Source organism: Frankia sp. AvcI1, from assembly GCF_001420875.1.
Classification (GTDB): Bacteria; Actinomycetota; Actinomycetes; order Frankiales; family Frankiaceae; genus Frankia; species Frankia alni.
In genome coordinates this window covers 138,502-164,207 of the sequence record NZ_LJFZ01000016.1, presented here as the reverse complement: position 1 = coordinate 164,207, position 25,706 = coordinate 138,502, and the positions used below count along the sequence as shown (strand labels likewise).

General features: G+C 75.0%; 11 protein-coding genes and 22 pseudogenes. 18 read left to right on the top strand and 15 right to left on the bottom strand.

The window, feature by feature from the left end; genetic code table 11:
- Positions 1–430 (top strand): TCP-1/cpn60 chaperonin family protein (locus UK94_RS17825; protein ID WP_313949536.1); only part of this gene is annotated, 430 nt, incomplete at its 5' end.
- Positions 431–1,238: 808 nt separating this feature from the next.
- Positions 1,239–1,829: a Uma2 family endonuclease gene (locus UK94_RS17820; RefSeq protein WP_041939958.1), complete on the top strand. Its 591-nt coding sequence runs from the start codon at positions 1,239–1,241 to the stop codon at positions 1,827–1,829.
- A gap of 28 nt (positions 1,830–1,857) precedes the next feature.
- Here UK94_RS17820 and UK94_RS56415 read toward each other — a convergent pair.
- The 10 genes and pseudogenes from UK94_RS56415 to UK94_RS76200 all read right to left on the bottom strand — a co-directional run.
- A pseudogene (locus UK94_RS56415) lies at positions 1,858–2,447 on the bottom strand (helicase-related protein); the annotation flags it as partial.
- 1 nt (position 2,448) lies between these two features.
- Positions 2,449–3,157 (bottom strand): annotated as a pseudogene (locus tag UK94_RS56410) (DEAD/DEAH box helicase); the annotation flags it as partial.
- A gap of 1 nt (position 3,158) precedes the next feature.
- The coding region (locus UK94_RS56405; RefSeq protein ID WP_235488427.1) for a helicase-associated domain-containing protein at positions 3,159–3,594 on the bottom strand (436 nt) is incomplete at its 3' end.
- Positions 3,595–3,737: 143 nt separating this feature from the next.
- Positions 3,738–5,407: pseudogene (locus UK94_RS17810) on the bottom strand (helicase-associated domain-containing protein); the annotation flags it as partial.
- A 1-nt stretch (position 5,408) separates the two neighbouring features.
- Positions 5,409–6,299, bottom strand: a pseudogene (locus UK94_RS56400) (hypothetical protein); the annotation flags it as partial.
- 3,113 nt (positions 6,300–9,412) lie between these two features.
- Positions 9,413–9,850, bottom strand: a complete 438-nt coding sequence (locus UK94_RS17795) for a DUF3180 domain-containing protein (RefSeq protein WP_041939961.1) — start codon at positions 9,848–9,850, stop codon at positions 9,413–9,415.
- Positions 9,847–10,449, bottom strand: a complete 603-nt coding sequence (gene folK, locus UK94_RS17790) for a 2-amino-4-hydroxy-6-hydroxymethyldihydropteridine diphosphokinase (RefSeq protein ID WP_235488425.1) — start codon at positions 10,447–10,449, stop codon at positions 9,847–9,849. Before folK ends, UK94_RS17795 begins: the two co-directional genes overlap by 4 nt.
- 4 nt (positions 10,450–10,453) lie before the next feature.
- Positions 10,454–10,885: a dihydroneopterin aldolase gene (folB, locus tag UK94_RS17785; protein ID WP_095212816.1), complete on the bottom strand. Its 432-nt coding sequence runs from the start codon at positions 10,883–10,885 to the stop codon at positions 10,454–10,456.
- 53 nt (positions 10,886–10,938) lie between these two features.
- Positions 10,939–11,956: pseudogene (gene folP / locus UK94_RS17780) on the bottom strand (dihydropteroate synthase); the annotation flags it as partial.
- Between the two features lie 40 nt (positions 11,957–11,996).
- Positions 11,997–12,332, bottom strand: coding sequence for a GNAT family N-acetyltransferase (locus UK94_RS76200; RefSeq protein ID WP_313949539.1), 336 nt, complete (start codon positions 12,330–12,332; stop codon positions 11,997–11,999).
- Between the two features lie 1,353 nt (positions 12,333–13,685).
- On the opposite strand from UK94_RS76200, the pseudogene UK94_RS56395 reads away from it, so the two are divergent.
- From UK94_RS56395 to UK94_RS32770, 5 genes and pseudogenes are all read left to right on the top strand, one after another.
- Positions 13,686–14,391: pseudogene (locus UK94_RS56395) on the top strand (hypothetical protein); the annotation flags it as partial.
- A gap of 1 nt (position 14,392) precedes the next feature.
- A pseudogene (locus tag UK94_RS56390) lies at positions 14,393–14,845 on the top strand (hypothetical protein); the annotation flags it as partial.
- 1 nt (position 14,846) lies between these two features.
- A pseudogene (locus UK94_RS56385) lies at positions 14,847–15,275 on the top strand (hypothetical protein); the annotation flags it as partial.
- Positions 15,206–15,602: pseudogene (locus tag UK94_RS56380) on the top strand (hypothetical protein); the annotation flags it as partial. The pseudogenes UK94_RS56385 and UK94_RS56380, both read left to right, overlap by 70 nt.
- 34 nt (positions 15,603–15,636) lie before the next feature.
- Positions 15,637–16,276: aminoglycoside phosphotransferase family protein (locus UK94_RS32770; protein ID WP_235488422.1), on the top strand; the 640-nt coding region annotated here is incomplete at its 5' end.
- 89 nt (positions 16,277–16,365) lie between these two features.
- Here UK94_RS32770 and UK94_RS56370 read toward each other — a convergent pair.
- Positions 16,366–16,908: pseudogene (locus tag UK94_RS56370) on the bottom strand (phosphatase PAP2 family protein); the annotation flags it as partial.
- Between the two features lie 2,717 nt (positions 16,909–19,625).
- On the opposite strand from UK94_RS56370, the pseudogene UK94_RS56365 reads away from it, so the two are divergent.
- A pseudogene (locus UK94_RS56365) lies at positions 19,626–20,210 on the top strand (MinD/ParA family protein); the annotation flags it as partial.
- A gap of 54 nt (positions 20,211–20,264) precedes the next feature.
- The gene (locus UK94_RS56360; RefSeq protein ID WP_235488457.1) at positions 20,265–20,486 is read left to right on the top strand and encodes a hypothetical protein; all 222 of its coding nucleotides are present in this window, start codon (positions 20,265–20,267) and stop codon (positions 20,484–20,486) included.
- 18 nt (positions 20,487–20,504) lie between these two features.
- On the opposite strand, the pseudogene UK94_RS56355 reads toward UK94_RS56360, so the two are convergent.
- From UK94_RS56355 to UK94_RS17740, 4 genes and pseudogenes are all read right to left on the bottom strand, one after another.
- Positions 20,505–20,784: pseudogene (locus tag UK94_RS56355) on the bottom strand (geranylgeranyl reductase); the annotation flags it as partial.
- 1 nt (position 20,785) lies between these two features.
- Positions 20,786–21,105: pseudogene (locus tag UK94_RS56350) on the bottom strand (geranylgeranyl reductase); the annotation flags it as partial.
- Positions 21,106–21,108: 3 nt separating this feature from the next.
- A partial coding sequence (locus UK94_RS56345) for an FAD-dependent monooxygenase (RefSeq protein WP_235488420.1) occupies positions 21,109–21,761 on the bottom strand: 653 nt, incomplete at its 3' end.
- Between the two features lie 32 nt (positions 21,762–21,793).
- Positions 21,794–23,008 (bottom strand): DUF5926 family protein, encoded by a 1,215-nt coding sequence (locus tag UK94_RS17740; protein WP_095212810.1) that lies wholly within the window; start codon positions 23,006–23,008, stop codon positions 21,794–21,796.
- A 451-nt stretch (positions 23,009–23,459) separates the two neighbouring features.
- On the opposite strand from UK94_RS17740, the pseudogene UK94_RS56340 reads away from it, so the two are divergent.
- The 9 pseudogenes from UK94_RS56340 to UK94_RS56305 all read left to right on the top strand — a co-directional run.
- A pseudogene (locus tag UK94_RS56340) lies at positions 23,460–23,765 on the top strand (NAD(P)-binding protein); the annotation flags it as partial.
- Between the two features lies 1 nt (position 23,766).
- A pseudogene (locus UK94_RS56335) lies at positions 23,767–23,894 on the top strand (NADP transhydrogenase subunit alpha); the annotation flags it as partial.
- 367 nt (positions 23,895–24,261) lie between these two features.
- Positions 24,262–24,589: pseudogene (locus tag UK94_RS76195) on the top strand (hypothetical protein); the annotation flags it as partial.
- Between the two features lies 1 nt (position 24,590).
- Positions 24,591–24,692 (top strand): annotated as a pseudogene (locus UK94_RS56325) (ATP-binding protein); the annotation flags it as partial.
- A gap of 1 nt (position 24,693) precedes the next feature.
- Positions 24,694–24,739: pseudogene (locus UK94_RS56320) on the top strand (hypothetical protein); the annotation flags it as partial.
- Between the two features lies 1 nt (position 24,740).
- A pseudogene (locus tag UK94_RS56315) lies at positions 24,741–24,811 on the top strand (ATP-binding protein); the annotation flags it as partial.
- Between the two features lies 1 nt (position 24,812).
- Positions 24,813–24,990 (top strand): annotated as a pseudogene (locus UK94_RS74225) (ATP-binding protein); the annotation flags it as partial.
- Positions 24,991–25,125: 135 nt separating this feature from the next.
- Positions 25,126–25,432: pseudogene (locus UK94_RS56310) on the top strand (phosphoribosylformylglycinamidine synthase subunit PurQ); the annotation flags it as partial.
- Position 25,433: 1 nt separating this feature from the next.
- A pseudogene (locus UK94_RS56305) lies at positions 25,434–25,706 on the top strand (phosphoribosylformylglycinamidine synthase subunit PurQ); the annotation flags it as partial.

Here is a 25,706-nt window from a genome sequence, read left to right as displayed (position 1 = left end):
GTCCAACGCCAAGGCCGCCGTCGAGGAAGGCATCGTCGCCGGCGGTGGCGTCGCGCTGCTCCAGGCCTCGATCACCGCCTTCGAGAAGCTCGACCTCTCCGGCGACGAGGCCACCGGCGCGAACATCGTCCGCCTCGCGCTCGAGGCACCGATCAAGCAGATCGCGTTCAACAGCGGTCTCGAGGGCGGCGTCGTGGTCGACAAGGTCCGCAACCTGCCCACCGGCCACGGCCTCAACGCCGCCACCGGCGAGTACGTCGACCTCATCGCCACCGGCATCATCGACCCCGCCAAGGTCACCCGCTCCGCCCTGCAGAACGCCGCCTCCATCGCCGGCCTCTTCCTCACCACCGAGGCCGTCATCGCCGACAAGCCGGAGAAGAACCCGGCCCCGGCCGTCCCCGGCGGCGGCGGCGAGATGGACTTCTAGTCCAGCTCCTCCGCGTCACCCAGCGCACGCGCTGGATCAGCACCACCGTCACGACGAAGGCGGCTCCGGCTCACGGGGCCGCCTTTCGCCGTTCCCCATCGCCCGCCNTGCGCCGTACCCGCACGAAGGCGCAGCAGTCCACTCGGCCTGTGGGCGGACTACCGCGCAGACCTCCACCCGTTCCGACGCCACGTCAATGCCGCAATACCCCTTTATTGGGGTGATGAATATCAGAGTCGTGCGTCACACTGAAAGTGTGCACCATCGACACTCGCACGGCAAAGCCGACATCTCCGGCTTTTCGTCGAGCTTGACCGGCCCAGGAAGATCGCCGAAGGCGATCTGACGGACACCCCGAACGGCGCCCTGGGCCAGGGGTCCCCGTGAATCGCCGAAGGCCCCAACGGCTCCCCCAGGAAGATCGCCGAAGGCGATCTGACGGAGACCCCGAACGGTGCCCTGGGCCAGGGGTCCCCGTGAATCGCCGAAGGCGATTCACGGGGGAAGGCGCCGCCTCCGCGGACGGGAGGTTCCGCGGAGGCGGGCTCATCGGCCTGGGAGCGGCGCCACTCGGGACGGAGCGAACGCCGGGAGGTGCCCCCAAAGACGGCCTTGCGCCAAGAAAGATCCTCGGCCACCAGCAACGGCGATCAAGTTACCACCCGGTATTGGGGCCGACAAGAGCTTTATATCACTTCTTTTCAACAATTCGCGGTGGGGCCGGTTAGAGCTCGACTATTTGCACGACACGGACAATTAACGCAGCCGGCCTTTCGACAGGACCGCCACGGCGGGGCACCATGGACACGTGGTCCAGGCACCCGCGCAGTCCCGCTCCCACCGCCCGTCAGTGACCGTGCCCGCGCCTCCGGTCATGGTCGAGGACCTGGATACCGGCGGGTATGACGATGCCCGGCTGGAGCTGCTCGACGGGCTGTGCCTCCTGCGCCCGTGGCCGACCCCCCTGCGCGCCCGGGTGACCAGCCGGCTGACCCGGTTGCTGACGCGGGCGGCGACCTCCGGCGCCCACGTCCTGCCCGCCGGCGTCGGGGTGGAACTGTCGGAGCGATCCCTGCTCGTGCCGGACATCGTCGTGGCCCCGAGCGCCGAGGTGGTGGGCCGCCGGCTACGCGAGACGCCCTACCTCGTCGTCGAGGTCGCGGATGCGAGCACCCGCCGCTACGACCGCACGCTGAAACTCGACCTCTACCGGGAGCGCCGGGTACCGGCGTGCTGGCTGATCGATCCGGACACGGCGACGCTGGAGGCGTTCGAGCTGGTCGGTGGCGTCTACGTGACCGCCAGCGCGACCGGCCCACACGGTGAGTTCGCCGCGACCCGACCCTTCCCGGTGACCGTCCGACCCGCCGAACTGATCGACCCGCCCGACGCCGAGTAGGCGGCGGCGCCGCCGCGGGCCGGGCCGGTCAGCCCCGGCCGCCGGCGAGGTCGTCCGGATCCGCTAGATCGTCCGGATCCGCGAGGTCTCGTGGACTCGCCCCGTCGCCACGGCCGGTGTCACGCGAATCGGGGATGTCGTCGGCGTCGACGATCGTGTACGCGTAGCCCTGTTCGGCGAGGAAGCGCTGGCGGTGGGCCGCATACTCCTGGTCGAGGGTGTCGCGGGCGACCACGGTGTAGAAGTGCGCCGCCCGGCCGTCCGCCTTGGGCCGCAGCACCCGCCCGAGGCGCTGCGCCTCCTCCTGCCGGGAGCCGAAGGTGCCCGAGACCTGCACCGCCACCCCGGCCTCCGGCAGGTCGATGGACACGTTCGCGACCTTGGAGACGACCAGCGTGGTGATCTCGCCCGTGCGGAACGCCTCGAACAGCCGCTCGCGCTCCCGGTTGCGGGTCGAGCCCTGGATGACGGGGGCGCCCAACAGCTCGCCGAGCTCGTCGAGCTGATCGAGGTAGGCGCCGATCACCAGCACCCGGTCGTCGGAGTGCCGGCGGACCAGACGCTCCACCACCGCCCGCTTGCTGTGGGCCGTGGCGCACATCCGGTAGCGCTCCTCCGNCTCGGCGACGGCGTAGGTCATCCGCTCGTCCTCGGTCAGGGTGACCCGCACCTCGGTGCACTGCGCGGGGGCTATCCAGCCCTGCGCCTCGATCTCGCGCCACGGCGCGTCGTACCGCTTCGGCCCGATGAGCGAGAAGACGTCGCCCTCCCTGCCGTCCTCACGGACCAGGGTCGCCGTGAGGCCGAGCCGGCGGCGGGACTGGATGTCGGCGGTCATCCGGAAGACCGGCGCGGGCAGCAGGTGCACCTCGTCGTACACGATCAGCCCCCAGTCACGGGCGCCGAACAGGTCCAGATGCAGGTACTCGCCCTTGCGGCGTGCCGTCATCACCTGGTAGGTCGCGATGGTGACCGGGCGGATCTCCTTGCGCTCGCCGGAGTACTCGCCGATCTCGTCCTCGGTCAGCGAGGTGCGACGCAGCAGCTCGTGCCGCCACTGCCGACCGGCGACCGTGTTCGTGACCAGGATCAGCGTGGTCGCGCCGGCCTGGGCCATCGCCGCGGCGCCCACGATGGTCTTGCCCGCGCCCGAGGGCAGCACGACGACCCCCGAGCCGCCCTCCCAGAAGCCCGCGACCGCGCCCTTCTGGTACTCGCGCAGCTCCCAGCCGTCCTGCCGGAGCTCGATCGCGTGCTTCTCACCGTCGACGTAGCCGGCCAGGTCCTCGGCGGGCCAGCCGAGCTTGAGCAGCGCCTGCTTGAGCCGGNCGCGCTCGGACGGGTGCACGGCGATCGTGTCGTCGTCGAGGCGCGTGCCCAGCATCGGCGCGACCTTCTTCGCCCGCGCGACCTCGACGAGCACGGCCCGGTCGAGCGCCCGCAGCACCAGGCCGTGGACCGGATCGTTCTCCAGCCGTAGCCGGCCGTAACGATCCATGGTGTCGGCGACGTCGACGAGCAGCGCGTGCGGGACCGCGTACCGGGAGTGGCGGACGAGCGCGTCCACCACCTGCTCGGCATCGTGCCCGGCGGCGCGGGCGTTCCACAGGGCCAGCGGGGTGACCCGGTAGGTGTGCACGTGCTCCGGGGACCGCTCCAGCTCGGCGAACGGCGCGATGGCCGCGCGGGCCTCGGCCGCGCCGGGATGGTCGACCTCCAGGAGCAGGGTCTTGTCCGACTGAACGATCAACGGGCCGTCCGCCACCCTCACCATCCTCCAGGTCCGCCGTAGGGCACAGGCCCACGCCGGGCAGGTCCCGACGGGCACGCCACCGTGCTGGCGACGTCCTTCGACGGTACAGGCGCCCACCGACAGGTTGTCGACCCCGCCCCACCGCGGCCCACGGCTCAGCTCGGGTCGGCCGCGTCCGGCGTGGCCGCCGTCCAGTCCGCCGGCGTCGCGGCGCCACCGGCACCGAACCCCTCGTCGATGTCGGCGACCCCGGTCACCCGGTGCAGGGCGAAACGGCGCGGGCCCGCGCTGAGCTCGTCCCAGGCTGTCAGCCAGCCGCCGTCCACCGCGGTCGGCCGCACGATCCGGTCACTGGGCGTGCCCTGCTGGTCGACGTACCCGAGCAGGACCCGACGCCGGTCCCGGACGGCGCCCTGCAACATCACCAGGATCAGCGGGGCGGAGCGGGTGAGTCCGATCTCGGCGCCGGCGACGCCACCGGCCGCCCGCAGCGCCCGCGCGCTGTCGTCACCGCGGCGGACCAGCCGCAGCACGTCGCGCGCCTGCGCGAGCCGCCCGTCGGCGACGTCGACCGGCGCCGGGCGCGGCCTGGCCGGGGTCCGGTGGGCGGCCGGCCGGCTGAGCACCACCCTGCCGTCGGGAGCCTCGGCGACCGGCGCGTAGCCCGCGGCGCGCAGGCCGGCCAGCAACTCGCCCGTCGGCAGCGACGAGATGACGATGGTCGGCGCGATCCGACGCAGCCCCAGCGCCTGCGTGCGACGGCTCGCGACCACCTCGGCGAGCAGCGCGGTGTCGTCGCAGCGCAGGTAGCTCGACGCCGGACCGGCGCGCAGCCGGCCGTGCCGGCGGGCGGTGTCGTCGATCAGGTAGGTCAGTCCCTGGGGAACGCCGGTGCGGCCCAGGCGACCGAGCGCGGCGTGGATGTCCTCGGCGACCAGCCCCGAGTCGAACCCCCGACGCAGCGACTCCTCCGAGAAGCGGTAGACAGTCGCGGCCCCGGACGACTCGACGTCCGCCATCCGCGCGAGCTGCGCGGCCACCCGGGGAACCAGCGGGCCGGGGGCGACCGCGGTCAGGTCCGCCTGCAGCAGCAGCTCCTCGACCGGTTCGGGCAGCAGCGGCGCCAGCGCGTCGGCGAGCCGGGCGCACAGCGCCGCGTCCCCACCGGCCGGCCGGCTCGGCAGGCCGACGACCCGCGCCGGGTCGGCGCTCTCCTCGTCGAGCTGCGCGGCCAGCAGGCGCCCGACGGCGCTGGGTGCGCCCCGCCCGGTCAGACCGAGCAGCTCCGCCTCCGCGAGCGTGCCGTCGATCATGCCGGCCAGCAGCGTGCCGGCCCGCCGCGGCGCCCGCCAGGTCAGCAGGGCGCGCAGCGACTCGCCGGTCGGTGCCACCCCGGCCGGCGCCGCCGCGAGTGCGCGCAGCACCTGGGCCCGCAGATCCGGCGCGTTGGAACGGCGGACCTCCAACGACAACGCGGCGATCTGGCGGCCCCGCTCGTCGCGCTCGCCCACCAGCCAGGCGGCGCTCGGTGACCGCAGCCAGCCCTCGACAAGCACCGCCCACCGCGCCGCGACCAGGTCGGTGCCCCAGCGGTCGTAGGCGGCGGTGGGCACGTACTGGACGTCGACGCCGGCGGTGGCGTCGACGAGTCCGGCGGCCGCCGCGAGCTCCACGACGAAGGCGGCGGTCCGCTCGTCGGTGTCGAGCAGCTTGGCGGTCGCGCGCAGGTCGCGCACGCTCAGGCCGCCGGTGCGCAGCGGCGTCACGGGCGTCGTGCCCCACGCCTCAAGCAGCGTGGTGACCCAGCGCACGACGGTGTCCGCGGNGAGCGCGGCCGCGGCGTCGGCGGCCGAGGCGCCGACAGCGCCGCCGGTCAGCTCGGGCGGATGCGGATGCAGCCGGCCGGCCGGCTCGTCGCCGCGCACCGCGAGGCCCACCTCCCGGGGCAGCTCGACGGTGTCGTCGTCGATCCCGACCAGCAGACCCCGGGCGAGCAGCTCCTCCACCGGGCTGCGGGCGGTGGCGACGGTGAGCAGCCGACCCGCCTCGGTGGTGGTGCCGAGCGCGGGCCCGGCCGCCAGCCGGAGCAGGAGCTGGTGGGCCCGTTCGGAACATCCGTCGAGCCAGCCGCGGACCCGGCTCGGTTCGGCGAACAGGTCGGCGATGGCGTCGACGAGGTCGGCTCGCACGGTGAACCTGCCCCCGGACTCCGTCGGATCCGTCGCGGCCGGGATCAGGTCCAGGGCGCCCGCGATCCTGGCGAGCTGGGTGTGCCGGTAGACCGACAGGCACTCCCGCACCGGTCGGCCGAGCCCGAGCGGCCGCGCCCCCACGAGGTCGACGACCATGCCGACGACCCGGAGTGCGCCGTCGTCACCCCAGAGCAGACCCAGCTCACGCAGCCGGCGCACCACCCCGGCGACCTCGTCGTGCCCGCAGAACGCGGTGAGCTCGGCGAGCGGCACCGGGGAGGGCAGGACGGTCAGCGCCTCCAGCACCTCGCAGGCGAAGGTGTCGAGGCGTTCCAGGGCACGCGCGACGCTCACCCGGATCTCCAGCCGGGCGGCCAGGACGTCGAAGTCGGGGGGCGGTGGCGTCGCGAGATCGGGCCGCAGCAGGAAAAGCCGGATGATCGCCTCGTCGGGCAGCGCGCGCAACCAGCCCACGAGCGTCGTGGACTCGTCTGGCGCGCGATCGGCCGGCATCGACACCATCATGACGGTAGCTGGCCCGGCGGCGGCCGGACACAGCGCCGCGACCTACCCCGAACGCGCCGCGTCACCCGTCCGCAGGACGGAGTCGCAACCCCGGCGGACGCCGCCGTCACGGCGGACCGGCGGCGCCCCGGCGACCTGAAGGTCCGCGCGCCGCATGGTCGGGCCGCCACCGCCGCCCGCCCCGAGTCCGAGCCGGGCCGTGCCGACCTGGTCCAGCACCCAGCCGCAGCAGGTGTCCCAGCGCAGCACGGCGATCGCCGGATCGGTGCCACCCGGGGTGCGCAGGACGGCGAACGCCCAGTCCGGCGCGCCGGTCGAGGTACGGATGCCGGTGATGCGCAGGTCCGCCGCGACCGTGGCGACCAGCGGGCTGTCGAGCACGGCGGCGGCGATCGCGGCGGCCTCGGCCTCGGTCGCCGGGCGACCGGGGCCNTCGGAGACGTCGGCCGTGGTGGCCCCCGTCCCCGTGAGACCCGGCGCCGTCCAGTCCCGCTGCGGCACCCCGCGACCGGCGTCGCCAGCCAGCGGGACCGCAGGGGCTACTGCGAGTCTCGGACGCACGTGGCCTCCTTGGATGCCTTGGCAGGCCAGGGCACGCATTCGGTCGAACATCGGCGACCAGGCTGCCCGGCGGTTGCGGGCGCTCACGAGACGAGGCCGACGGAATGCGACAGACCTACCAATACCGATTGGACACGCCGAGGACCGCCGAACGCAAGGGGATTCGGCAAACTGGGACGCATCAATTTCGGCCGGGTCCGCTTCCCCCTCCTCGGGGGCGGGGAACGTCACACGCAACCTAGATCGCAGGTTACCCGAACATTGACTTGATCACACGCAAGGGCGACCATAAAGCGACAAGCTCGACAACGGCGACAACAATGCCCCTCCACCTGACAAACCGGTAACTATGTCACCGCCTGCGACGGCATTCCCACCCGGACCACCAAAACGGCCACCTGTCGGGCCCTCAGCGCAGCGCGTCGACCCGATCGACGAGGAACGTCAGGTGGTTTGCGCGGCCCCAGTCCGCGATCCGCGAGATCGTTCCGGCGTCCCCGGGCAACGCCAGCGTCCGGCCGAGCGACACCCCGACGACAAGCGCCACCAGCACGAGCACGGCCTGCAGCAGGCCGGGCCGACGGCGCCCGCCCGGGCGAGCGCCAGGCCCGCCGACCGGTCCGCCCGTCCGGGCACGTCCGTAGCCGCGTTCGCGCGCACCCCGGCGGTCGTGTGAGTCGTCGCGGTCGTGCGGGTCGTCACGGTCGTACGGGTCGCGGTCGTACGAGTCGTCACGGTCGTACGGGTCCGGCGGCGGGCGCCCCTCCTCGGGCGGGCGGTCGAATCGCCCGCGAGGTCGGTCGTCTCGGCGCACGGCCGTGCCCCCGGTGGGCCCGCCGGCCTGCGGCGATCGCCCGGAGGTCCGGGCCCGCCGGTCATCCGGGAGACGGTGACCCGCCCCCAGTCGCTCGGCGCCGGCGGGTGGCCGCGTCCCGTCCCGGGTCGCCCCGCGGGGCTGCCAGCCCTCGCGGACGGCGGGCTGATAGCCGGTGAAGCTGACTTCGTCCAGCGCCGAGCCGCCGTCTGGACTCCGTCCGCGGGGGCCGGCCGGCCCCGGTTCACCGACCGGGACCGCCCGCTGCACGCCGGTGAAGCTGACCCGGTCGAGCAGGCTGGGCGCGGCGGGCAGATCGCTGGTCGGCCCGGCGGCGGGGCGCGGCTCGGGCTGACGGAGCTCCCGGTCCCGGTGGCGAGGATCCCGATCGCGGGGATCGCCGTGGCGAAGATCCGGATCGCGGCGATCGCCGTGGCGGGGATCGCCGTGGCGGGAGTCTGGGTGACGAGCGTCCGGACGGCGAGGGTCCGGACGGCGAGGGTCCGGCGCCCCGGGGACGGGGGCGACCGTGGCCTGCCGACGCTGGTCGGGAAAGCGCCGGCCGCCCGGCGGATCGACCGCGGGAAAGTCGCTACGGCCCGGCGGATCGGCGTCCCGGAATCCCCGCCAGGCCGGCGGGGCATCATCCCGAAAGCCGGTCGGCGGCGGCGCCGGTTCGCCGCCGAACTCCGCGTACGCCGGCCGTCGCCGAATTCCGGCGAGGTCCGATCGGTCGAACCGGTCGGACCGATCGGACCGGTTCGACCGATCGGACGGATCAGCCAGCGGATCACCGCCCGGAGTGCGGTCGGGGGGATCGGGACGCCACGGGCCCGGCGGCGGTATCTCCGCGGGATCGAACGGCACCACCTCGGCCCCGCCGGCCGTGGGATTGCCGAAGGCCACAGCTCGAAACGTCTGGCGGGCCCGGCCCCGCGGCGCTCGCCCGGAGGGTGGAGGGACGGCCGGGGGCACGTCGGCGGACCGAGTCGGCAGGCCACCGTCCGGGGGCTGCGCGGTCATCATGTCCGCCGGGTCGAACCCGGTCACGGNCGCGATGCGCTCGGCCCGGGGCTCGGGGCGCCTGGTGGGGCCGGTCTGCAGGGTGCCGAAGGCGACGATCCGGCCGCCCCCGGTCTGCTCCAGCCCGGGTGGGTCCGCGTACCGAGNCGGCTCCGGAGGCGGGAGAGGGGGCGGGGCCGGGAGAGGGGGCGGGGCGCGTCGGCCGGCGTCGGACGGGTAGCCCCGCGCACCATCGCGGCTCCGGCCCTCAGCGACCACCACCCGCACCTTCCCGCCTTCGCGTCCTGCCACCGCGACATCGGCCGATCAGCAAAATTCCTGCCAATCACCACAAGGTGGTCTTAACACGGACAACCCTGGCACCGATCGGGGTCACATGCGGCGATTCACCTCAGAGTAGCTCCGGTGTCGAGCTGCCCAACAACCAGCTCGGCGGTCGTGACCAGCCCCGATCCGCCCACCGCGGGCACCGGGAGACGGCAGGCTCGTTCGGGCCAGCACAGTCGTACCCCGGCAGGTCGGGACGCCGGGCGGCGGGTCGGGCCCGCCCGCACCAGGCGCGGGAGTCCGACCGGGGCGGCGCCGATTCCCGTGNCGCCCCGGCACAGTAGTTGCGGTACGTCCTGCATGGTCTGACACGGCGAACCGTGCACACCGCGCCGCAGCCCAAGCCACGCAGGCCGGCACCGAACACCGGAGTCGGTGAGCGGCTGCGCTACTGCTTCTTGACCCGGCACACTCGTTCCAGGACCAGCCCGCCGACGACGAGCACGACGGCGGCGGCCAGGCCGAGCCCCGCGCTGATCGCGTCGCCGCCCGCGGTCGGGAACTCGTCCGTCCGCGGCGTGGTGTACGCGAGCGCGCCCGCCCAGGCCCCCGCGAGCGCCGCTCCCACGACCGAGCTGGCCTTCGCCAGGGCCGCCAGGCGGGCAACGGTGAGCGGCAGGATCGGCCGGGTGCCCGGCCGGCCCTCCAACCGGTGCCGGGTCTGGGCGGCGACCTGAAGCTCGATGACCCCGATGACCAGCACCGACAGCGACGCCGTGCGGGGCAGCGTGGGAATGGACCGGTAAGCCCACCACAGCAGCAGGTAGCCGAGGATCCCGAACACGACCGCGGCCAAGGCGAGATCGCGCGGTCGGGTGGGTCTCACGCCGACGCACCGCCTGCACCGAGCTCCCCGGCCGAGGTGGACGTCCTGGCGGTGCCGGACGGATCGGGGCCGGACGGATCGGGGCCGAGCCGGCCGGAGGCCCGCCGCAGGCCGGCGAGCTCCCCGGCGCTCGCCATCCTGGCGACCAGGTCCGCGACCCGGCCGTGATCCGGCAGGGTCGCCTCGGGGTCGACGTCCAGCCAGGGAACGCAGACGAAGGCCCGCAGGTGCGCCCGCGGGTGCGGGATGATGATCTCTGGGTCGTCGCTGTGCAGCGTGCCGAGGGCGATCACGTCCACGTCGAGCGTGCGCGGCCCCCATCGCACGGTCCGCGTCCGCCGCGCCCGCTCCTCGACGGCACGCACGGCAGCCAGCAGCTCCCGCGGTGGCGCCGGCGCCGTCAGCACGACCGCGTTGAGGTAGTCGTCCTGCTCGGGACCGCCCACGGGGTCGGTCTCGTACACCGACGAGCATGCCCTCACGCCGAGGAGCTCGTCGAGCTGGCGCACGGCGGCCCGCAGCAGCGCCCAGCGGTCACCCAGGTTCGAGCCGAGCGCCAGCACCGCGTGGGCGGCCTCGGCCATCGGGTCAGCGGCCATCGGGTCAGCGGCCATCGGGGGCGGGGCCGATCGGAGGCGGCGGGACCGGGGGTCGGGCCCGGGTCACGGTGACGGCGACATCCCCGAAGGGGAGCGGGATCGGCGCAGCCGGCTTGTGCACGGTCACCTCGGCGCGCACCACCCGGTCAGCGCGCAGGCAGGCGGCGACGAGACGCAGGGCCAGGGTCTCGATCAGATCCACCGGCGGCCCGCCGACGATCTCGGCGAGCGTCTCGGCGAGCTCGCCGTAGTGGACAGTGCGGGTGACGTCGTCGTCGCGCGCCGCCGCGGAGACGTCCAGCCAGACGACGGCGTCGATGACGAACTCCTGGCCGAGTTCCCGTTCGGCGGCCAGCACCCCGTGGTGGCCGCGGACCCGCAACCCGGTCAGGGTGATCCGGTCCAGCGGCACGTCGCCAGGCCCGGCCCCGACCAGCTCCGACCGGCCCGCCTCCGACCGGCCCGCCTCCGAGCCGTCCGTCACCGGGCTCACCACGGCACCTCCCGCTCCCCCGCACAGCCGGGCGTGGCCGCGGGTCGGGCCCGGCGACTCGGCCCCGAGTCGACGCTGCCGCCGCCGCTGCTGCCCGTGCCCCGGGCCGGGCCGGCGCCGGTCCGCGGCGCCGTGCCCAGCCGCGGCCGGTGCTCGGCCGAACCGCCGGCGGTGCCGGGCACGACCACCGGCAGACTCGCGGTCCTCGCCGCGTCCCCGGCACCGCCCTGCCGCCATGCCCGCACGACGCGCACCGCGTCGGCCGCCGGTCGCACCGCGTGCACGCGCACGGCCCACACACCGGCGGCGGCCAACAGCGCGGTGGTCGCCTGCGTGGCGTCGTCGCGCTCGTCGCTCGGGCGCGCCAGCGCGCCCCCGGTGGCCAGGACCGTGCCGAGGAAGGACTTGCGCGACGTGCCCACCAGCAGCGGCCGGCCGAGGGCGGCGAACGCGTCGATGTTGTTCAACAGCGCCCAGTTGTGCGCCGCCGTCTTGGCGAAGCCGATTCCCGGGTCGAGGATCACTCGCTCCGGCGCGACCCCGGCGGCGACGACCACCTCCAGCCGCGCAGCGAGCTCGGCGATCACCTCTGAGACGACGTCGCCGTAGACGGCTCGGCTGGACATGTCGACGCTGGGCCCGCGGGCATGCATGAGCACATAGTGAACGCCGCGGTCGGCCACCAGGGCGAGCAGATCCGGGTCGCAGCCGCCGGAGACGTCGTTGACCAGCACCGCCCCCGCGTCGACGGCGGCGGCGGCCACCGAGACCCGGCTGGTGTCGACGCTGACCCGTACCCCGGCGGCGGCGAGCTCGGCGACGACCGGCAACACCCGGCGCATCTCCTCCGAGGCGACCACCCGGGACGCGCCCGGCCGGGTCGACTCGCCGCCGACGTCGATGAGATCGGCACCCTCGTCCACCATCCGCAGCCCGGCCCGCACCGCGTCCACCGGGTCGAGGAACGTGCCGCCGTCGGAGAACGAGTCGGGCGTGACGTTGACGACGCCCATCNCCCTGGTGAGGCCATCCGGCTCGAGGAGGTCGTCGACGCTCACGCGACCCCCGTCCCCGCCGGCCCGCCGTCCCGGGCAGCCGGCAGGTCCCGGGCAGCCGAGAGCGGCGCCCGGCGGTAGGAGTACCGGTAGACCGGCCGGAAGCCGAGATCGGCGTACAGACCCCTGGCCACGGTGCTGACCTCCTCAACCTGGAGATAGGCGTGCGTGGCTCCGCGCGCCCCGGCCCACTGCGCGAGCGCGGCGACGACGCGGCGCGCCGCGCCCCGGCCGCGGGCCGCGGGCAACGTCGCCATGCTGTAGATGCCCAGCCAGCGATCGTCGGCGACACCACGGCCCACCGCCACCGGCGCACCGTCGACGGTCAGCGTCACATAGACGGTGGGCAGGCGCAGCGCCGAAAGCACGGCGAGGGTACCGGCCCGCTGCCCGTCGAAGGTGGCGAGCACCTGCCCGGCGACCCGCAGCCACGCGTCGCCGGGCACGTGGGCCGTGGTCACCGCGAGCGAGGTCGATGTCGACGGCGATGTCGACGGCGATGTCGACGTCAGCGCCCCGAGCGGCGCCACGCACACGTCGGTGGGCCCCGTGTCGTCGTAGCCGGCGGCGTCGAGCACGGTGGCAAGCTGCGACGGCTCGGTGACGGGGGTCTGCTGGAAGGTGGGCGGCAGGCCGGCGGCGGCGTAGAAGTCGGTGACCGCGGCCAGCGCGGCCGGCACGTCGGGCACGCCGCCATGCGCCCAGACCGAGTTCCCGCGCCGGGACGAGCCGGCGGAGGCCCGCAGCGTCCAGCCGCCGATCTCGATCTGCCGCAGCGGCGGCCACGCCCGGTGGGCCACGGCCTCGAGCTCGCGGGCCACCGACGCCTCGGCCGCGGGTAGATCGGCCCGCGGGCCGATCAGCGGGTCCGACGCGCAGGGCGCCGCCTGGTCACCGGGCACGGCGCNCCCCGGTCGACCGGGCCGGTCCGCGCCCCCGGCGCGACCTGCTGGAGTGGGAGTTCTGCTGGGCCGCATCCGCCATCATCCCGAGGCTACCGACCCGATGGCGTCGATGGACGGCGGCACAGGTCGGATGAGCACCACCTCTGTACCCCACCCAGCAGCGGCAACCATGACCGAATGTCATAATTTCCGAACTATTGCCGCTTCGTTCCCATTCTGGCGCAGACCGACGGTCGGTTGCCACCGGCGACCGATCCGGCCTCACCACGCAAGGCCGGNGGATTCCGACGGCACCTGCACAATCCTTCACCGTTCGGTCCGGTCAGGACGTGATTTCCTTCTCCCGCGGCCGCCGGAACCGGTCTCGGCGCAGCCCCACCAGGCGATCGAGAGCCGCCGGCCACAACAAGATCAATTGTGGAAACCTCGGAGAAACACCACGTAGAGCCACAATGACCGGCACATTGCGGCTGCTTCATCGTCACCCTCCGGCGCAGTGGTCCTCCTACTATCGAGAACGAGGAACCGGGAGAGCCGGGTCACCACGACCGGCGTGATCGGCCGGTGGCAGCGTCGCCACCGCGCGATCGCCGGAACAGCCGGCCATCGACCGCCGAAGCAGACCGGACCGCCGCCGGAGCAGCCGGTGGTCACGGAACCCGTCAGATCGCGTGGTCTCACTGTGCGCTTCCGACGGGTTGCCCCTCGAAGCGGACCTCGCCCCTCGCTACCTTGTCAACACGGTCNCAGACCGTGATGTCTTCGGAAGGAAGGACGCGCGNCATGCCGCAGTCGAGCGGATCTTCACCGGGCCGTGGAGCCGACCACGGGTCCTCGGGTCCGACCGGTCGCTCCGGCCCTCTCCCGGTGCGACGAGCGACGAGCGAGTCGATCAGCATCCCGCCGGCCCGCACCCCCCCGGATGATCATCCGGAAGACTACCTGCCGGAGCCGCCCGCGCAGCCGCCGGTCGACCGGTGCGACCTCGGCCCCATCAGCGCGCCGTCCGCCCAGCGGCTCTGGGCCGCGGACGACCTCGCGGACCTGGCCCGTGCCGCGTCCCTGTTCGGCCAGGATCCAGTCGGCCCCGGGAGCACCATCGGGAGCGGGAGCACCATCGGGAGCGGGAGCCCGATCGGTTCCGGCTGGTCGGCGGGTGGCCCGCACCCGTCGTGCGCGGCGCCGTCGACGCATCCGGCCACCCTGTCCCTGACGATGTTCGGCGGCCCGGCCGCGTTCGCGCCGACCACGGCCGGGCCCGCGCCCGCCGACGCCGCACCGCCGGCCGCGCGGCCCGCGGCCCCGGGCGTCTCCGACCGACGCCAGTTCCACCGCTACGCCGGCGCGGCGATGATGACCGCGATCCTCGCCGAGGGCCAGATCATGGAGGTCTCCGACGTCCTCGCGGCCAGTCCCATCCAGCTTGCGCTGGAGCGGGCGGACGACATGCTCGGCGACCTCCTCGACGCCCACGAGGCGACCCCACCGGNGCACATCTTCGCCCAGACCGCCCGCCTGCGCCGGGGGCTGGAACGACTCGGCCGCCGCTCGATGCCGACCGGCGACGCCCGTCGCCGCGACGTGCTCACCGGGCGGGTCGCGGTCCTCGGCGCCGACGCGGCCTTCAAACTCGGCGACATCGAGACCGCCCGGTCACTGACCGCCCTCGGTTTCCAGGCCGGGGGGCTCGCCGGGGAGGGGGCACTGCGCGGCTCCGCCCGGGAAGTCGCCGCGGTCAACGAGTTCTACGCCGGCCGCCCCGACGAGGCCCTCCGCCTCGCCCGCGACGGGCTGACCCACGTCGGCGACGGACCCGTGCGTGCGCGGCTCACCTGCCAGGTGGCCCGTGCCCTGGCCGCCCTCGGTGATGTGCGCGGCGCCGCCCAGGCGTTGGACCAGGCCTACGATCTGGCGGATCTGATCCCACCGGACCAGTGGGGCCGNCCGGGGCCGAGTTTCGAGAACTTCAACCCGGTCGAGGTGTCCTACAACGCCACCACCGCGCTGTGCCTGCTCGGCCGGCCGAAGGCGGCGCAGGAGCACGCCGAACTCGCCCTGCCGAAGCTCGACGCGATGAACGCCCCCGGCTTCCGTTCGGTCATCCGGCTGGACCTCGCCCTCGCCCTCGCCCGCCAGGGCCGGCTGGAGCTCGAACGGGTGTGCGACCTGGCCACCGAGGCCATCCAGATCTCCTGGGGACGCACGGTCGCCTCCGTTTCCGGGCGCGCCGACCAGCTCCTGTCCGCGACCCGTCCGCACAGCGAGGTGCGGGAGGTCCGGGACCTCGCGCTGCTCGTCCGGGAATGGCAGCGCTCCGCCGCCGGGCAACGTCCCGGACCGGGTGCGGTCACCGCCCCGGGCCTGACCGTCTGATCGGGCACCCCGACCCGGGGTGTCCCTCGATCGGGAGGACCGCGGCGATGGCCGACGACAGTCCTGCTCGGCACGATCCACCCGGCCCGCCGCGGCGGGCCCGTTTCACGGCGGCAGCCACCCGTCGCGCGGTGGCAGAGCTCGCCGCCCGCGCCGGGCTCGACGACGCCGGCGCCGTCCTGGTCAAACGGACGGTGAACGCGGTGTACCGATTACCCCGCGCGGGAGCGGTCATGCGCATCACCGGTTCCGCCGCGATGACGCACCGGGTGGCGAAGGTCGTCCGTGTTGCCGGCTGGCTGGCCGATCGGCGCGCCCCGGCCGTCCNCCTCCTGCCCGGCGTGCCCGCCCCGGTCGAGGNCGGTGGCTTCGTCGCGACCGTCTGGATCGACGCAACGCCCGCCGGAGCACCGTCCGCCGGCCCGGCCCCGCACACCGGCGACCTCGCCGCCCTGCTGCGCGTCCTGCACACCCTCGACCCGCCCAGTCCACCGCTGCCCCGCTGGGACCCCCTCGACGACGTCCGGCGCCGATTATCGGACGCGGAGGTGTTGGCCGGCGCCGACCGCCGGTTCCTGGAACGGATGACCGAACGCGTCGCCGCGGCGCTCGATCACGTCCGCTACGCCCTGCCCACCGTCGTCGTGCACGGCGACGCCCACCTCGGCAACCTGATCCGGGCGGCGGACGGCCGGGTACTGATGTGCGACTTCGACGCCACGAGCCTCGGCCCGGCCGAATGGGACCTCGTGCCGGTCGCGGTCGGCCGCAGCCGGTTCGGCCACGATCCCCAGGCCCACCGCGACCTCGCCCGCGGGTACGGGTTCGATGTCACGTCCTGGGAGGGCTATGCCGTCCTGCGAGCCGTGCGCGAGCTGAAGCTGGTCACCAGCGTCCTGCCCGTGCTGGCCAGCAGCGCGACCGTCGCGGCCCAGTTCCGGATCCGGATCGACAGCCTGCGCCACCGGGACCACGACGCCCGCTGGTCACCGTACCGGTGATCCTGCTCCCCCGAAGCCGGGCGCGCCGGCCCGGCGCGCCCGGCGGCGAGTGCACCCGGCTGCCACGGACGCAGCAGAGCCGCCATCCCCAGCGCCCACGCGACGCCGAGAAGGTAGCCGCCGACGACGTCGGACACGAAGTGCACCCCCAGCCCGAGCCGGGAGAAACCGGTCAGCGTGACGATCAGGCCCCACCCGACCCACCAGGGCCACGGCGCCCGGCGACCGGTGACGGCCCGGACTGCGACGAGGCAGACGACGGCGGCGACCATCGCGCCGAGCGCGTGCCCGGAGGGGAAGCTGAGCCCGGCGGCGTGCGCCACCGGATTGGTGAACGACGGCCTGGCCCGCCCGATCAGGTCCTTGAACCCCGTCACCAGCAGGCCCCCGGCGCCGACCGTGACCAGGGTGAACACCGCCAGTCGCCGGGTGGCCGCAGGATCGGCCCGGCCCACGCCACCGCGGCCGGAACGCCACCACAGCACGGCGGCGCCGACCGCCGCGATCACCCGGAAGACCGTCGGGTGGAAGACCTCGCTCACCCAGCGCAGGGCCGTCACCAGCCATCCCGTGGTGGCCGCCAGCCGACCGAGCGCCTCCGCGACGTCGGCGTCGTTCTCCACCACCGGCATCCAGCCGACGTCGACCATGATCGCAAGTATCACGAACGCCAGGGCGGCGGCCTGCGCCCCCCGGCGAATCCCGCGGGTTCCCGATGGCATCGTCGTGTCCCTGCCCAGCTTCGTCCGGCTTATCCCGGGCAGCGCCCGGCTCTCGAACCGCGCGAGCTGGGCGTTGCCGAGGCGATACGGGCGAGGCACGACGGATGGGACACACCGGCCCGTGCGGTCCGTCCTCCCGCATGTCATTCTGGTTCAACCCGCCGGACCCGTCCGGCCGGCCACGTCCTGCCACAGACGGTCGGTTCAGCTCGCCTCGAACCGACGTACCGTCCCCCCGCACGGGCGTCAGACAGCCCCGGCCGCATGGCTCGGCTCGCCCGATCGGAGGGGAGACCCTTGGACATCGCGGAGGGAAAGCCCGGATCGGAAGATCCAGCCCTGGGCCGCGCCGCCCGGGGAGTCCGGCCGTGAACGGCGACGGGCGAGAGATCAGCGCCATCCAGGTCGGCGGTGTGACCGACACCGAGNGGACCAGCGGTGACGCCGCGCGGCGCGAGGGCGATGCCAGGCTGGTCGCGGGCGACTCCGGGTGGGCCGCCGGCGACTCCGGGTGGGCCGCCGGCGGCACCGGGTGGACCGTCGACGAGCCTCGTCGGACCGTCGGGGAGCCTGGGTGGACCGTCGAGGAGCCTGGGTGGACCGTCGACGAGCCTGGGCGCTCGCAGTCGCCCGTCCGTGGTTCGACCCGCGGGCCGGCCGGCGGAAGCGCGCTGCCGGGACCCGGGCATCCGTCCTGGCCGCAGGGCCGGCGGCCGGCGTCCTGGCCGGCAACCCCGCTCCCGGGCCAAGGAGCAGCGGGCGGTTCCGGGTGGTCCGCCGCGAGCACCGCCGGCCCCGGTCCCGCCGCGGGCCAGGGCTGGTCGGTCGACGCTGCCCCGCGCGGCGGTGACGCGGTCGCCCTGCCGTCCGAAGGGGCCGGTCACGCGGCGCCGCCGGCTGTCTCCGACACCTGGCCGTCGATCCCCCAGGCCGAGCCCGGCCCGGCCCCCGATCCGGCCCCGCAACCCGGTGGGACCAGCCGCAACGGCCGGATGCTGCCGATCGAGACACGCACGTTCGACCCGCTGCTCGACCGCCTCCCGCTGGCCCCGGGCGGGTCGTTCGGTCAGCCGTACCCGTCGGCCCCACCCGCGCAGACCCGCGCCTGGCGGGCGGAGCCGCTCCCGCCCGGCCCCCGGGCACAGCCGCCCGCCGCGCCGCCCCCGGCTGCCCCTGCGCCGCCCACCCCACCGCTGCCGCCCACCCCCACCCCACCGCTGCCAGCCGCGCCCACGGCGCGCTACGCCACTCCGGTGATCCGCGGCGACGAGCGCCTGGGCGGTCCGGCCGGTTCGGGGTCCCTCCCCCCAGCCGGCACCGGTGCTGGCGCGCCCCCTGGCGAGCGCTTCGACGGGTACCGCCCCTCGACCGAGTACCCGGCTCCGCCACCCGGCAGCACGGCCACCGAGGCGATCGCCCTCGGTGGGCCGCTCACCGGGCCGGCGGCGCTTCCTGCCCCGCCGGGGCGCGTCCCCTCCTGGCTGCGCGACCCCACCGTGTCACCGGCCCGCCACCGGCCAGCGCCAGTGGACCCCGCGGCCTCGGTGGGCCGCGAGGGCCGCGGTCCCGGGCCCGACCCCCGGCGCCGGCTCCCGGCACCCGAGGCCCCGCACCCGGGCGAGACGCGCCAGCACCGCCCGCCCGCGCAGCCGCCCCACCCGGGCTGGGCCCACCAGGGCCGGCCGGCCGACCCACCCGGCCACGACCTACCCGGCCTCGACATGCCCCGCCGCGAGATACCGGCCCGCGACATGCCCGGCCGCGACGCGCCCCGGCCCGCGCCGCGCGTGGACAGTCATCGCCGCGTCATCCGGCAGGAGGCGCTCGGCCGCGGCGGCGCCCTCCCCACCCCGCCGCCCGTCGACGGTGCGCCGTACGGTGCCGGGCGGGCACCGGTCGGCCCGCCGCAGGGGTCGACCCCGTATCCCGACGACGGTTCCTACGGCCGGGCGAGCCGCCCGACGGATGCCGACCGGCAGCGCGCCCAGCGGAGCACCGGTTCNGGACGTCACCGCGGCGCCCGCACCGACCAGCCGCTGCGCACCGCCCAGCCGCCCCGCACCGGCCAGGCCCCCCAGATCAACCGGGCGCCCCAGACCGACCAGGAGTCCCGCACCGACCACACGCCCCGCACCGACCGGGAGTCCCGGGCGCGGCCGGACCAGGAACCCCGGCCGGACCGCGGCCCCCACCGCGAGCGCCGCCACCCCACCCAGGACGTCGGCCCCCGCCGGGATGCGGAGATCCGTCCGGACCGCGGGCACCGCCAGGACTCAGCCGGCCGCCAGGACGGTGGGACGTGGTCGAGCCGCGGGGCGCGAGCCGGCCGTGGATCGCGGGCGGACTACGACCCCTACCCGGACGACGCTCCGTCGGTCTCGGCCGCTCCCTACGTCCCGTATCCGGANGGCGAGGCCCCCCTCGGCCAGACCCGACGGCACCGGGCGGACGGGTCCGACCCGTATCCGTCCGGGGAACACCCGTCCACCGGGACGACGCCGGGCGAGACCCGCCGGCCGACCGTCGCGCAGCCGGGGCCACGCGACGCGGGTGGCCGCGCCGGGCTGCTCACCAGNGCCCTGCTGCCCCCGCCGCCGCAGACGGCCTCCCGCGGTTGGCGCAAGCTCGTGTACCAGGTGTCGGCCGGCGCGGTGAATCCCGGGCCGTCGCCCGACGAGGTCCGCGATCGCCGGCAGCTCGCCCGCATCCGCACGCCGCTGCTGGACTGCCACCGGATCGCGGTGCTGTCCCTCAAGGGCGGGGTCGGCAAGACCACGACGACGGTGGCGGTCGGATCGACCCTGGCCAGCCTGCGGGGTGACCGGGTGGTGGCGATCGACGCGAACCCCGACCGCGGCACCCTCGGCTCGAAGGTGCCGCGCACCTCCGCGCACACCGTGCGGGAGCTGCTGGAAGATGCCCCGCGCCTGCACCGGTACGTGGACGTTCGCAAGTACCTGTCCCAGGCCGACTCGCGGCTGGAGGTGCTGGCCTCCGCCAACGACCCGGAGCTGTCCGACACCTTCGGCGCCGACGACTACCGGGCCGTGGACGATCTGCTCCAGCGGCACTACTCGATCCTGCTCACGGACTGCGGGACGGGCATCCTGCACAGCGCCATGCACGGGGTGCTGGAGCTCGCCGACACCCTGGTGATCGTGAGCAGCGCGACGGCGGACGGCGGCTCCAGCGCGAGCGCCACGCTGGACTGGNTGGACGCGCACGGGTACGCCGATCACGTTCGCGAGGCGGTCGCGGTGATCTCGATGTTCCCGGCGCAGGGCGAACGGGTCGACGTCGACGCTCTCGCCCGCCACTTCGAGGCGCGGACCCGGCGCGTGGTGCAGGTCCCCTTCGACCCGCACCTGGCCGACGGCGGGCGGATCGTGCTGTCGGACCTGAAGCGGGAGACCCGGACGGCCTACCGGGAGATCGCGGGAGCCGTTGCCGAACGCTTCGGCGAGGAGCGCGGCAGCGACCTCCGTTGAGCCGGGGCCGCCCCGAGCTCAGCGGCCCAACGCCGCCACCGCGGCGCGGACACCGGGGCGCCGCAGCTGGCGGGCGACCGTCGTGCGGCCCTCGATGAGGCGGGTGAACAGGCCGAAGGTGCCCGGGCCCGCCATGAGTGCGTGCATCACCCCCGGCCGCCGGGTGAACGCGCCGAGCACCTCGCGGCCCGCCGCCATCTCCGGCCCCAGAGTCGCCTCGACGCGAGCCGGGTAGGCGTCCAGGGCGGCCGAGCCGACGGGCCCGGCGGCGCCGGGGGCACCGACTGCGCCCGCCGCCNCCTCCCCGGCGAGCCGGCCCGAACGCAGCGCGAACGAGATGCCCTCCCGGGTCCACGGGTCGAGCAGGCCGGCGGCGTCCCCGACGACGAGGACCCGGCCACGGCGCAGTGGGGAGTCGACGGCCCGGACCCGGGTGAGGTGGCCGGAGTCGTGCTGGCGGGGGACGCCCGCGAGCCCGAGCCGCGCGACGAACCGCTCGTAGTAGCCGCGCAGGGCGGCGCCCCTGGCCCGGTCGCCGATCACCCCCACCGTCAGCACCCGCCCCTTGGGGAACAGCCAGCCGTAGGAGCCGGGCACCGGGCCCCAGTCGAGCAGCATGNGNCCGGCCCACCGATCGGCGAGCGCGGCGTCCACGACGAACTCACCCTCCAGGCCGACGTCGATCTGATCGCACCGGACCCCGACGTGGGTGCCGCAGCGCCCCGAGGCGCCGTCCGCCCCGATCACGACCCGGGCCCGCAGGTCGGCGCCGCCGCGCACCCGGACGTGCACCCAGCCGTCGTCGGCCCCGAGCACCGCGGCGCCCGCCCGCCGGTCGGCCGAATCGGCCACATCGGCCGCCTCGGCCACATCGGCCGCCTCGCGCAGGCCCAGCACCTGCACGCCGGTCCGCACGACCGCGCCCGCCGCCTCGGCCCCGGCCAGCAGCGCGGCGTCCAGGTCGGCCCGCATCACCATGGACAGCCAGGGCGGCGCGTCCGGCTGGCCGCGGCTGACCGTGTACCGGCCGTCCAGGGTCATGGTCAGCGAGCTGACCGTGGCGCGGACCAGGCCGGCCAGATCGATGCCGACAAGGTCGGTCGACAGGCCGACCAGGCCGCCCCCGCAGGTCTTGTAGCGCGGCATCGACGACCGTTCGAGGACGCAGACCCGGGCCCCGGCGGCCGCCGCCGCCCGCGCCGCGCTGCCCCCGGCGGGGCCCGCCCCGACGACGATGACGTCGAACGTGCTGTCCGGCCTGTCGCTCGTGCCCACCGCAATCCCCTCCTGTCGGACCACGGCCCGCCTCAGCGCAGGGTGAGGCTGCGGCCGACGAGACCGGCCCGGACCCGGCGCTCCGGCGCGGTGAGCGGGGTCGGGTCCGCGAGCGCCTCCCGGTAGGCGAGCGCCAGCGCGGCTGCGGGCTCCTCGCAGCGCTCGGCCGCGGTGTCCGTGGCGAGATCCCAGACCGGGATGACGAGGCCGTCGGCCCGGAAGAAGCCGACGAACCGGGTTCCCGGACCGACGGTCAGCCGCTCGGCCGCGGCCAGCCGGGCGAGGGCGTCCAGCAACGCCTCCTCCGAACGGGCGGCGTCGCCGGTGTCCGCCGCGCCCGTGGCCGCCGGGTCCGTGGCCGCCGGGTCCGTGGCCGCCGGGTCCGTGGCCGCCGGGTCCGTGGCCGCCGCGCCCGAGGCCGCTCCGGCCGGCGCGGCCAGGGGCAGCGCCCAGCGCAGATGCCACCGGTCGCTCGGGTGACACCAGTAGGCGGCGGGCACGGCGGACAGCCGCACGGTGGGTACCACGGTGGCGTTGGCGCGCTCCAGCATCGCCGCCACCTCCTGGTTGGGCCCGCTGTCGTCGTCCGACGGCGGCAGCCACCACCCGAAGCCGGAATGGACGGTGATCTCCAGGGGAGCGGGGTCGAGCAGGTCGGTGAGCCGGGGCAGCCCGGCCAGCCCGTCCGGCCGCTGCTCGACCAGGCGCGGCGACGAGGCCGCCGGGACGTCCACCACGTTGCCCGGGTCGGCGTCGAGCGCGGCGAGCAGCGCCCCGGCGATGTCCCGGGACGGGTCCAACCCGGGTAGCGCGGTCTGCATCGCGACGAGGATCTCCCCGTCCTCGCGGACCAGTGCCGGCGCCGCCTGCGGCAGCATCGTGCAGAGCGTGATGCGCCTCTCGGCGTGCTCGGGATGCTTGGCGAGATGGTCGGCCGAGAGGATCACCGGGGCGGTCGCGCTCGGCACCAGCTCTCGCAACGCGACCAGGTCGGGCTCGTCCCGGCGGCCGAGGAAGGGCCGCAGTACCGGCGCCGGCCGCCGCCGCTCGCCGTGGCACGCCTTGTAGCGACGCCCGGAGCCACAGGGGCAGGGTTCCCGCGGCCCGACAACGCCGGTCGGATCGGCCGAGCCGGTCGAGCCGGGCCCCGGCCCGGAGGGACGGCGGCGGGCGGCGGGGGTCGAACCGGCCGCGAGGCGAGAGGAGGGGCGGGCGCCCGGACGCTGGGGTGCGGGTCGACGTGCGATCGCGGGCTCCTGAGGTCATGACCGTCACGCACGGTCGTGGGCATGGGCTGGGTACGGCTGGATTCGGGGTAAGGCTAGGCCATGAGCGGNGCGAGGCGGGAACGCCGGGCGCCGCGGCGGCACCCCGCCCGCGCATTCCGGGAGAACCCCCATCCACCCTGGGTGTTGTCCCGTCAAGCCGGCACCGGCCGTACCCGGGCCTCGGGGTCGACAGGCACGATGATGGTGCCTGTCCGCCGGGGCGCTCCCGGCGGGTGCGCGGAGATGATCGCCGTGCTCGGCTCGCCTGCGCCGCCCGGTCGGACCCCGCGATCCCACGAAAGCGACATCCCGGGGCGGAGAATGGGGGTTTTCCCGCGAGCCGGCCAGCGTCGATGTCGAGACAACGGGGGGCTTGGTGGCAAAGGTCGTCGTGGCCGGCGGTGGAATTGCGGGAATNGCCTGTGCCAGTGTGCTGCAAGCGCGAGGAATCACGGTGGAGGTCCGGGACCGGGGCCGGGTGATCGGCGGCCGGATGGCCTCTCGGTGGATTGACGGGCGGATCGTGGACTCCGGCGCTTCCTACTTCACCGTCACCGCACCCGAGTTCGCCGAGGTCGTGGACGACTGGACGGCCCGGGGCACGGTGCGGCTGTGGACCCGGCGGATGTCGGTGATCAGCGGGCCGGACGCGACGCTGACCGCGGCCGAACCGGGGCCGCTGCGCTACGCCGCGCCCCGCGGGCTGCGGTCCCTGGTCGCGGACCTCGCGTCCCGCNCCGGGGTCAGCGTGACGCAGTCCGCCCCGATCGTCCGGGTCACCCCGGGCCCGCTCGTCGACGGCGAGCCGGTGGACGCGGTGGTGCTGGCCATGCCCGATCCGCAGGCGGTGCGCCACCTCGACGAGNCCTTCACCGAGGAACGCGCCCTGGTCGCCGACCGGCCCTGGTCGCCCGCGCTGGCGCTGCTCGCGGGCTGGTCGCACCGCTGCTGGGCGCCCATGGACGGCGCCTTCGTGCACGACGACGACACGATCGAGTGGATCGCCGACGACGGGCGCCGCCGCGGGGACAACGCGCCCGTCCTGGTGGCGCACTCGACGGCCGGGTTCGCCCGGCCGCGGCTGACCGAGCCGGCCACGGCCGGCCCCGCGCTCATCGAGTCGCTGCGGCGGCTGCTCGCCATCCCGGAGCAGCCCCGGTGGATGTACGTGCAGCGGTGGACGTTCGCCCGGCCGCAGCGCCCGCACGAGCAACCGTTCCACCTCTCCGACAATGGAATCGGCCTCGCGGGCGACGGATGGGGCCGCCCGAAGATCGAGAATGCCTGGCTCTCGGGCACCGGGTTGGGCCGGGCGATCGCCGAGCGACTCCGATGATCCGCAACGGTGTGACGCACTTCCGAGAATGTTCGTCTACCAGGGTCGATTGACGTTGCTCGCGGGGGGTACACCAGCCGACATGGAGATCAAACTAAGCCTGTCGTTGCCTCGCGATGAGATCTCCATACCGGTGGTTAGACGAATCTGTACGCAGTCGCTAAAGGTTCTCGGGGTATCCCAGGAATGCATCGATGATGTTGAGCTTGCGTTGACGGAGGCATNTGCGAATGTTCTTCTCCATGCCCAGATCGAGGACGAGTACGAGGTGTCGGTCGGCGTCGACAACGAGGTGGCCGTCATCGAGGTGAGCGACCGCGGCGGCGGNCTGGACAGCACCTTCGAGAGCGTGTTCGATCCGGACCGGGCGACCCNCCCGACCCCGGACGGCACGGCGCCGGAGAACGTCCCGGAGCAGGGGCGGGGAATCTTCCTGATGCGGGCGCNCATGGACCGCGTCCAGTTCCACCGCGTCGAGGGCCCACATCGGGGTACCCGCGTCCACCTGGAGAAGGTACTGGCCTGGGAGGAGAGCGCCCCGGGTGCGCAGCTGGCCCGGGCACGCAGGGCGACCGGCCCGTGGGGCACCCCCCACCCGCCGAAGGCCGCCGACGAACCCGTCTGACCCCACCCCAACCCACCCACGGTCACCGCGTGGGCGTTCGACCGGCCTTCCCGCGCGGGGGAAGCGGCTACCCTGACGCTAGTTGACGGAAGCTGGCGGAAGTTGACGGCGAGCGGGGGCTGGGTGGGTGCCGGGATGGATGCGGTGAGGACCGACGCGACCAGGACGACGGCCAGGATCGGGGTCGTCACCTTCCCGGGTTCGCTCGACGACCGGGACGCGGCGCTCGCCGTGCGGGCCGCCGGCGCCGAGCCGGTCGCCCTCTGGCACGGCGACGACGACCTCGCCGGGGTCGACGCCGTCATCCTGCCCGGCGGCTTCTCCTACGGGGACTACCTGCGCGCCGGCGCGATCGCCCGGTTCTCCCCGATGGTCGCGGCCCTCGTCGCCGCGGCCGCCGACGGCCTGCCCACGCTGGGCATCTGCAACGGCTTCCAGGTGCNGTGCGAGGCCGGCCTGCTGCCGGGCGCGCTGACCCGCAACGCCGGGCTGCACTTCGTCTGCCGCGACCAGCGGCTGCGGGTCGAGACCACGGCGACGGCGTGGACGCGCGACTACCAGGCCGGCGAGGAGATCGTCATCCCCGTCAAGCACGGTGACGGCCGCTTCGTGGCGAGCCCCGAGGTGCTCGCCGAGCTGGCTGCGCAGGACCGGATCGTCCTGCGTTACCTCGGCGGCAACCCCAACGGCTCGGCCGACGACATCGCCGGGGTCTG

Excerpts from the sequence above, each read along its gene's own strand:
- folK (WP_235488425.1), bottom strand. The coding sequence starts at position 10,449 with ATGGCCGCTGACCCGATGGCCGAGGCCGCCCACGCGGTGCTGGCGCTC.
- UK94_RS56360 (WP_235488457.1), top strand. The coding sequence starts at position 20,265 with ATGTTCCCGGCGCAGGGCGAACGGGTCGACGTCGACGCTCTCGCCCGC.